The organism is Streptomyces sp. SCSIO ZS0520 (assembly GCF_025643355.1).
Lineage (GTDB): Bacteria > Actinomycetota > Actinomycetes > Streptomycetales > Streptomycetaceae > Streptomyces > Streptomyces physcomitrii.
The window spans coordinates 1,040,763-1,050,389 of sequence record NZ_CP092644.1; the positions used below are offsets into that span (position 1 = coordinate 1,040,763).

The window sequence follows — 9,627 nt, forward strand, 5'->3', positions numbered from 1 at the left end:
TGTCAGCGGGTTCCGTACTTCTCGTCGATGTACGCGAACAGGTCGTCCGCGGTGTCGAGGCCCGCGCTGCCCGCGTCCTCCTCGGCGGCCGGGTCCTCGGCCGGGGTGTCGCGCAGGGCCGCGAGGAGGGTTTCGAGGCGGTCCGCGACCTCCGCCCGGGTGGCCGCGTCGTCGAGTCCGGGCAGCGAGCCCTCCAGGCGGGCGAGGCCGTCGAGTGCCCGGCCGGCCGCGGTGCCGCCGAGGGCGGAGACCAGGTAGGCGGCGAGCGCCTCCGGGTTCGGGTGGTCGAAGACGACCCCGGCGGGCAGGCTCAGGCCGGTGGCCGCGCCGAGGGCGTTGCGCAGGTCGACGGCCATCAGCGAGTCGAAGCCGAGGTCGCGGAAGGGCTTGCGGGCCTCGACCCGGTCAGCACCGCCGTGGCCGAGCACCCGCGCCGCCTGCCCGCGCACCAACTCCCGCAGCATGCTGAGCTGTTCCTCCTCGCTCTGCGCGCCGAGCCGCTCGCGCAGGCCCCCCTCCGCGGCTTGGGCGCGCTGCCGGGCGGCCTCGGGTATCCGCGCGAGCAGCGGGCTGGGCCGTACGGCGGTGAGCCCGGCGGCGAAACGCTCCCAGTCGAGGTCGGCGACGGCCAGGCAGGCGTCCCCGTGGTCGAGTGCCTGCTGCAGGGCGTCGAGCGCCCGCGCGGGCGCCATGGCGCGGACGCCGTGCCGGTCGAGGCGGGCGCTGACACCGTCCGCGGCGGCGGCCATGCCTCCGCCGTCCCAGGCGCCCCAGGCGAGCGCGGTCGCGGGCAGTCCGTCGGCCCGGCGCTGCTCGGCGAAGGCGTCCAGGAAGGCGTTGGCGGCGGCGTAGTTGGCCTGCCCGGCCCCGCCCACCGCCCCGGAGAAGGAGGAGTAGAGGACGAAGGCGGCCAGGTCCCGGTCGGCGGTGAGTTCGTGCAGATGGCGCACGGCCTCCGCCTTCGGCCGCAGTACGGTGGCGAGCCGCTCGGGGGTCAGCGCGTCCAGGACGCCGTCGTCGAGGACGCCCGCGGTGTGCACGACCGCCGTGAGCGGGAACTCCGTCGGCACCTCGTCGAGCAGCGCGGCGAGCGCGCCCCGGTCGGCCACGTCGCAGGCGGCCAGGGTGACCCGGACGCCCCGCTCGCCGAGTTCGGCGGCCAGTTCCCGGGCCCCGGGCGCCTCGGGCCCGCGACGGCCGGTGAGGAGCAGGTGCTCGGCACCGCGGTCCGCGAGACGGCGGGCGAGATGGGCGCCGAGGGCACCCGTACCCCCCGTGATCAGGACGGTTCCGGAGGGCCGCCACTCCCTGGCCGCCGCCGAGGGACGCTCGGCACGCACCAGCCTGCGCGCGTACAACCCGCCCTCCCGCACGGCGAGTTGGTCCTCCCCCGCCGGATCGGCGAGCACCCGGCAGAGCAGATCGAGCGCCTGCGCGCCCTCCGCCACGGGCAGGTCGAGCAGGCCTCCCCAGCGCTCGGGGCTCTCCAGGGCGGCGGCCCGGCCGAGCCCCCAGACCTGGGCCTGCGCGGGTTCGGCGAGCCGGTCGCCCTCGCCGGTGGAGACGGCGCCCCGGGTGGCGCACCACAGCGGGGCCGCCACGACGGCGTCGCCGAGCGCCTGGTGCAGCAGCAGCACCTCGTCGAGTCCGGATTCCCCCGGCGCGGCGGGCAGGCTCAGCACCCCGGCGAGCGCCTCCCGCCCCGCCAGCGCCGCACGGATCCGCTCCGCCATACCCTTCCGGCTCTCCGCCGCCGCCAGACTCAGCACCTCGGCACCCCGCTCCAGGAGAGCCTGCCGTACGGACCCGCTCCGGTCACCGACCAGGAGCCAGGTCCCGGCAGGCCCGGCGGCCGAGGGCTCCGCGAGGCGTTCCCAGACGACGCGGTACTGGAGGCCCGCGGCGGCCTCCCTCCCGGCGACGGCACCTCCGCTACGCGCCGCCGCCCAGTAGCGCTCCCGCTGGAAGGGGTACGTGGGCAGTGGAACCCGCGCCGTAGGCGAACTCCCGTAAACGGCACGCCAGTCGGGGACGACACCGGCGCAGAACAGGGCACCGAGCGCGGCAGCCACCGAGCGCTCCTCACCGCCCTCGCCCCGGACCATCGGCACCGCGACGGGGGCCACTCCCTCATCCGTACTGGACACGGTCTCCCGCACCAAGGCGGTCAGGACCGCTTCCGGGCCCAGTTCGAGGAAACGGGTGACTCCGGCGTCCGCGAGGGTGCGTACGCCGTCGTGGAAGAGGACGGTCTGACGGACGTGGCGTACCCAGTAGTCGGGAGTGGTCAGTTCGGCGGGCTCGGCCAGCTCGCCGGTCACGTTCGAGACGAGCGGGATCCGGGGCTCCGACAGCGTCAACCCGCCTACGACCGAGGCGAATTCGGCGAGCATCGGGTCCATACGCGGGGAATGGAACGCATGGCTCACCGAGAGCCGCTTCACCCGGTGACCGGCCTCGCGCGCCGCCTCCTCGAACTCCGCCACCGCATCCGCATCACCGGACAGCACGCACGCCAACGGGCCATTGACCGCGGCGACTTCCACCCGGCCCACGTAACCCGCACACAGCCGCGAAGCCTCCCCCGCCGGGACCGACACCGCGAGCATCGCCCCACCCGGCGACAAGGCCTGCATCAACCGGCCCCGCGCAGCGACGAGTTGAGCCGCGTCAGAAAGAGAGAACACCCCCGCCACATACGCGGCGGCAATCTCACCGATCGAATGCCCCAGAAGGAAGTCCGGCCGCACACCCCACGACTCCACCAACCGGAACAACGCCACTTCCACAGCAAACAACGCAGGCTGCGCCCACCCCGTACGGTCCAACGCCTCCGCATCACCGTCGAATATGACGCCCTTCAGCGACCGGCCCAAGTGACGATCGAGTTCCCCACACACGGCATCGAAAGCCTCGGCGAAGACAGGAAACGCTTCGTACAACTCCCGCCCCATCCCCGCACGTTGCGCCCCCTGACCCGTGAACAGAAAAGCGGTCCGGCCGTCGAGCGGGGTGCCCTGGACGGTTCCGGGGGTGGGGTCGCCGGTCGCGAGTGCGTGGAGGGAGGACAGGAGTTCGGTGGGGGTCTCGGCGGTGAGGGAGGCGCGGTGGTCGAGGGCGGCGCGGGTGGTGGCCAGGGCGAACGAGGCGTCCCTCAGGGGCAGTTCGGGGAGGGCGGAGAAGTGGGCGTGCAGGGAGGCGGCCTGGGCGCGCAGGCCCGCGGTGTCACGGGCGGAGAGGACGAACGGGAGGGGGCCGCGGCGGACGGGCTCCGGCGGTACGACGTCCCCGCCGGACCGTCCCGCGGGCTGCTCCCCCATGGCCTGCCCGGGCGCCTGGTCCGAGGCCTGCGCGAGCGCCCGCTCGGGTGCCTGTTCCAGGATGATGTGGGCGTTGGTGCCGCTGATGCCGAAGGAGGAGACACCGGCGCGGCGGGGGCGGCCGGTCTCGGGCCAGTCGGTGTGTTCGGTGAGGAGGCGTACGGTGCCCGCCGACCAGTCGACCCGGGGGGTCGGCTCGTCGATGTGCAGGGTGCGCGGGAGCTGTCCGTGGCGCAGGGCGAGGATCATCTTGATGACACCGGCGACGCCCGCGGCGGCCTGGGTGTGCCCGAGGTTGGACTTCACCGAGCCGAGCAGCAGCGGGAGTTGGCGGGCCCTGCCGTAGGTGGCCAGGAGCGCCTGGGCCTCGATGGGGTCGCCGAGCTCGGTGCCGGTGCCGTGTGCCTCGACGGCGTCGACCTGGTCGGCGGTGAGGCGGGCGTTGCCCAGGGCCTCTTCGATGACGCGCTGCTGGGCGGGGCCGTTGGGAGCGGTCAGCCCGTTGGAGGCGCCGTCCTGGTTCACCGCCGAGCCGCGCAGCACCGCCAGGATCTCGTGGCCGTTGCGCCGCGCGTCCGCGAGCCGTTCCAGGAGCAGCAGTCCGGCGCCCTCGCCCCAGCCCGTACCGTCCGCGCCCGCCGCGAAGGCCTTGCAGCGGCCGTCGCGGGCCAGACCGCCCTGGCGGCTGAACTCGGAGAACAGGGTCGGCATCGCCATGACGGTGGCGCCGCCCGCGAGCGCGAGGGCGCACTCCCGGCGCCGCAGCGCCTGGGCGGCCAGGTGCAGGGCGACCAGGGAGGCGGAGCAGGCGGTGTCCACGGTGACCGCCGGGCCTTCGAGCCCGTACACATAGGAGAGGCGGCCGGAGAGCACACTGGCCGCGTTGCCGGTCATGATGTGACCGCCGAGGTCCTGCTCGGAGTTGACGGCGACGGGGGCGTAGTCCTGGCCATTGGTGCCGATGAAGACACCGGTCCTGCTGCCGCGCAGGCTGCCCGGGTCGACCCCGGCGCGCTCGAAGGCCTCCCAGGAGGTCTCCAGGAGGAGGCGCTGCTGCGGGTCGAGGGCGAGCGCCTCGCGCGGGGAGATGCCGAAGAACCCGGCGTCGAAGTGGGCGGCCCCGGGCAGGAAACCGGCCTCGCGGGCGTGCGAGCCGTGCGGCGCGTCCGGGTCGAGGAGCGCGTCGAGGTCCCAGCCGCGGTCGGTGGGGAAGCCCGTCATCGCGTCGGTGCCCGCGGCGAGGAGGTTCCACAGCGCTTCCGGGGTGTCGGCGCCGCCGGGGAAGCGGCAGCTCATGGCGACGACCGCGAGGGGTTCGCTGTCGCGTGACTCGCTCTCCCGCAGCCGTTCCTGGGTCTGCTCCAGCTCGGCGGAGACGCGCTTGAGGAAGTGGCGGAGCTTGTCTTCGTTGGACACGGGCGGGTTCTCCGTCGGGGTCGTGCGAGGGGTGGGGCGGGAGGCCGGTGGCGGCGCGGTGCTCACGAGATGCCGAACTTCTCGCCGATGAGCCCGAAGAGTTCGTCGTCGTCGGCCGTGTCGAAGCCCTCGGCGGCGGGCTCCTCGGCGGCGGATTCCTCGCCGGGGCCGTCCCGCCAGGCGGCGACCAGGGCCTGCATACGGAGCATGATCCTGGTGTGCTCGGCACTGCCCGCGCCGAGGCCGCGCAGCTGCCGCTCGACCTGGTCGAAGGCCTCCTCGAAGCCGCTCTCGGCACCGGTACCCAGCTCGGCGGCGAGGTGGGCGGCGAGCGCGGCCGGGGTCGGGTGGTCGAAGACGAGGGTGGCGGACAGGGTCAGGCCGGTGGCGGCGCCGAGGCGGTTGCGCAGTTCGACCGCGGTCAGGGAGTCGAACCCGGCGTCGCGGAAGGCCTTCGTACCCGCCACCGAGGCGGGTGTGCTGTGGCCGAGGACGGCGGCGGCCTGGGCGCGTACGAGGTCGAGGAGCGCGCTCTCGCGGTCGGCGGGTGCGAGGTCGCGCAGGCGGTGTGCCAGGGCGGATCCCTGGTCCTCCTCGGCCGCGCGGGCAGCCACCAGCGCCTGTACTTCGGGGAGTTCGCCGAGCAGCGGGCTGGGGCGGCCGGTGAGGAAGGAGTCGGCGAAGCGCTCCCAGTCGACCCCGGCGACGACGAGATGGGTCTCCTCGCGGTCGAGGGCGGCGCCCAGGGCGGTGAGGGCGAGCGCGGGGTCCATCGGCCGCATGCCGCCACGCTTCAGGCGTTCGGTGACGGCCTCGCTTCCGGTGGCCAGCCCACCTCCGGCCCAGGAGCCCCAGCCGAGGGAGAGGCCCGGGAGGCCTTCCGCCCTGCGGCGCTCGACCAGCGCGTCCACCTGCGCGTTCGCCGCCGCATAGTTCCCCTGCCCCGCACCACCGACCGCCCCCGCGAACGAGGAGAACACGACAAAAGCAGAGAGATCCATCCCCCGCGTCAACTCATCCAGCAACTCCGCACCCCCCGCCTTCGGCCCCCACACCCCCGCAAACCGCTCCGCGGACAACGACCCCACCACCCCGTCATCCACCACACCCGCCACATGAAACACCGCCGAGAACACAAACTCCGCAAGCAGCGCGGCAACCGACCCCCGGTCACTCACATCGCACGCGACGACATCAACCCGTACACCCAGGGCCCCCAGCTCACGCACCAACTCCTCAGCACCAGGCGCCGAAGCACCACGACGACCGGTCAACACCAGATGCTCCGCACCCCGACCCGCCAACCACCGCGCCACACCCGCACCCAACGCACCCGTACCACCCGTCACCAACACCGGCCCCGACGACACCCGCCAGCCCGCACCGGGGGCCGCCGACTCGGCCGGAGGGGTCACCGCCGTGCCCGCGCGCACCAGACGCCGCCCCAGCAGACGGCCCCCGCGCAGCGCGACCTGGTCCTCGCCGGTGGCTCCGGAGAGCACGGCGGCGAGCAACCCGGCGTCCGCGCCCTCGGGCGGCAGATCCACCAACCCGCCCCAGGCCAACGGCCGTTCGAGCGCGACCACCCGCCCGAAGCCCCACACCTGCGCCAGCACGGGATCGGGCACCTCACCCGAAGCAGCCGACACCGACACCGCGCCCCTGGTCAGACACCACAACCGACCCGAAACCCCCACCTCGTCCAACGCCTGCACCAGCGCCAGGAGTTCGGTCGCCGAGGCCGGGCAGGCGACCACCCCGGCCACCGGACCGCCCGCCACCGCCTCGGTGAGCAGCGCGGCCAGGGACTCCCGGGTGGGCTCCCCGGTCCGCAGTACGAGGGTGTCGGCGCCCGCGGCGGTCAGCGCGCCCTCGACGTCGGTGGTGCCGGCGGTGCCGGGACTCGCGTCGGACAGCAGGAGCCAGCGGCCGCTGAGCCGGGTTCCGGTGGGCGGGACCGCGAGGGGTGACCAGGTCACCCGGTAGGCCCAGGAGGCGAGTTCGGCGCGGGTGCGGCGGGTGCGGTGCCAGTGCCGGAGGGCGGGCAGCGCGCCTTCGAGGGCGGTACGGGCCGGTTCCGCGGCGCCGATCTCCTCGGCGAGGGCGGGCAGGTCGGCGCGGTCGACGGCGGCCCAGAAGGCGCGCTCGGCGGGGTCGGCCTGCTGCTCGCCCGGGGCGCTGGGACGCGGCCAGTAGCGTGTGCGCTGGAAGGGGTAGGTCGGCAGGGCCGTGGTGCGCGCGCCCGGGAAGGCGGCGCTCCAGTCGGCCTCGACGCCGCGGGCGTGCGCCTCGGCGAGGGAGCGCAGGAAGCGGTCGAGGCCGCCGTCGGTGCGCCGCAGGGTGCCGACCCCGCCCTCGGGGAGCGAGGGCAGCAGCACCGGGTGCGGGCCGACCTCGATGAACTGGTGCCCGCCGCGTTCGCCGAGGAGCCGGATCACCTCGTCGAGGCGGACGGTGCCGCGCAGGTTGCGGTACCAGTAGCCGCCGTCCAGTTCCTCGCCCCGCAGCCACTCCGCCGTCACCGAGGACAGGAAGGGCACCCGGGCCTGAACCGGCGCCACCGGTGCCAGCACCTCGGCCAACTCCGCCTGGATCTCCTCCACTTGCGCGGAGTGGGAGGCGTAGTCGACGTCGACGCGCCGGACCCGTACGGTCCCGGTGCCGGCCCGGGCGACCAGTTCGTCGAGGGCTTCCGCGTCGCCGGAGAGCACGGTCGAGGACGGCCCGTTGAGCGCGGCCACCGAGATCCGGCCCGCCCACGGGGCCGCGAGTGCCTCGGCGGTCTCCCGGTCCGCGGCGACCGAGACCATGCCGCCGCGCCCCGCGAGCGCCACCAGCGCCCGGCTGCGCAGGGCCACCACGCGTGCCCCGTCGTCCAGGCTCAGGGCACCGGCGACGCAGGCCGCGGCGATCTCCCCCTGCGAGTGCCCCACCACCGCGGCGGGCCGCACCCCGTACGACTCCCACAGGGCGGCGAGGGAGACCATCACGGCCCAGAGCGCGGGCTGCACCACATCGACGCGGTCCAGGCCCGGCGCGCCCTCCGTACCGCGCACCACCTCGGGGAGCGACCAGTCCACGTAGGCGCCGAGGGCTTTCGCGCACTGCCCGAAGCGTTCCGCGAAGACCGGCGAGGTGTCGAGCAACTCCCGTGCCATACCGGGCCATTGGGCGCCCTGCCCGGGGAAGACGAACACCGGCTTGCGGGCGGCGGGGGCATGGCCCTCGGCGGCCGAGGGCGCCGGGCGGCCCTCGGCGAGCGCGGTCAAGGCCTGCTGGAACTGCGGCTGTTCGGCGGCGACGACGATCGCGCGGTGCGGGAAGCGGGTGCGGGTGACGGCCAAGGAGAGCCCGATGTCGGCGAGTCGGGCATCGGGCCGCGCGGCGAGGAGGGCGGCCAGGTCGCGGGCGCGGTCGCGCAGCGCGGACTCGGACCGGGCGGAGAGGATCCACGGCAGCGGCCCGCCGCTCTCGGGCGCGGTGGCGGACTCGTGCTCCTCGGCGGGGGCCTCCTCCAGGAGGACGTGGGCGTTGGTGCCGCTCATGCCGAAGGAGGAGACACCGGCGCGGCGGGGCTCCGCGGACCGGGGCCAGGGCCGGGGCTCGGTGACGAGACGTACGGCGCCGGAGGACCAGTCGACCTGCGGGGTGGGGGTGTCCACGTGCAGGGTGCGCGGCAGTTCGTCGTGGCGCAGGGCGAGGACCATCTTGAGCACGCCCGCGATTCCGGCGGCGGCCTGGGTGTGCCCGAGGTTCGACTTGACGGAGCCGAGCCAGAGCGGGCGCCCCTCGGGCCGCTGCTGCCCGTAGGTGCCGAGCAGGGCCCCCGCCTCGATGGGGTCGCCGAGGGTGGTGCCGGTGCCGTGCGCCTCCACCGCGTCGATCTGCTCGGGGGTGAGGCGGGCCTGGGCGAGGGCCGCGCGCAGGACGCGCTGCTGGGAGGGGCCGTTGGGGGCGGTCAGCCCGTTCGAGGCGCCGTCCTGGTTGACGGCGGAGCCGCGCAGCACGGCGAGGACCTGGTGCCCGTTGCGCCGCGCGTCCGGCAGGCGCTCCAGGAGCAGGACGCCGGCGCCCTCGCCCCAGCCGGTGCCGTCGGCCGCCGCCGCGAAGGCCTTGCAGCGCCCGTCGGCGGCGAGGCCGCGCTGCCGGGAGAACTCGGTGAAGGTGGTGGGACTCGCCATCACGGTGACCCCGCCCACCAGGGCGAGCGCGCACTCCTCCTGGCGCAGCGCCTGGGCGGCCAGGTGCAGGGCGACCAGGGAGGAGGAGCAGGCCGTGTCCACGGTCAGCGCGGGCCCTTCGAGACCGAGCGCGTAGGAGACGCGGCCGGACAGCACGCTGGTGGCGTTGCCGGTGGCGAGGTAGCCGTCGGTCTCCTCGGGGCCGCCGACCAGGACGGTGCCGTAGTCGGCGCCGTTGGAGCCGACGAAGACACCGGTCCTGCTGCCGCGCAGGCTCGCCGGGTCGATCCCGGCGGCCTCGACCGTCTCCCAGCAGGTCTCCAGGAGCAGCCGCTGCTGCGGGTCCATGGCGAGGGCCTCGCGGGGCGATATCCCGAAGAACTCCGCGTCGAAGTCCGCGGCCCCGTCCAGGAAGCCGCCCTCGCGCACATACGAGGATCCGGCCCGGTCGGGGTCCGGGTCGAAGAGGGCGTCGAGGTCCCACCCGCGGTCGGCGGGGAAGGGCGACAGGGCGTCCCGGCCCTCGGCCAGCAGCTCCCAGAGGTCCTGCGGTGAGCGCACCCCGCCGGGGAAGCGGCAGCCCATCGCGACGATCGCGAGGGGTTCGCGGGAGGCCTCGGCGAGGCGGCGGTTCTGCTCACGCAGCCGCTCGGTCTCCTTCAGCGAGGTCCGCAGTGCTTCCAGCAGCTTGTCGTTCGAGGCAACCATGT

The 9,627-nt window shown here is 74.9% G+C and carries 2 protein-coding genes; both read right to left on the bottom strand.

Features of this window, described 5'->3' with window-relative positions; all coding sequences use genetic code 11:
• Positions 1 to 2 precede the first annotated feature (2 nt).
• Positions 3 to 4,736, bottom strand: a complete 4,734-nt coding sequence (locus MID12_RS03525) for a type I polyketide synthase (RefSeq protein ID WP_317633360.1) — start codon at positions 4,734 to 4,736, stop codon at positions 3 to 5.
• 62 nt (positions 4,737 to 4,798) lie between these two features.
• Entirely contained in the window at positions 4,799 to 9,625 is a 4,827-nt protein-coding gene (locus MID12_RS03530; protein WP_263164818.1) for a type I polyketide synthase, read from the bottom strand.
• Positions 9,626 to 9,627: the final 2 nt, after the last annotated feature.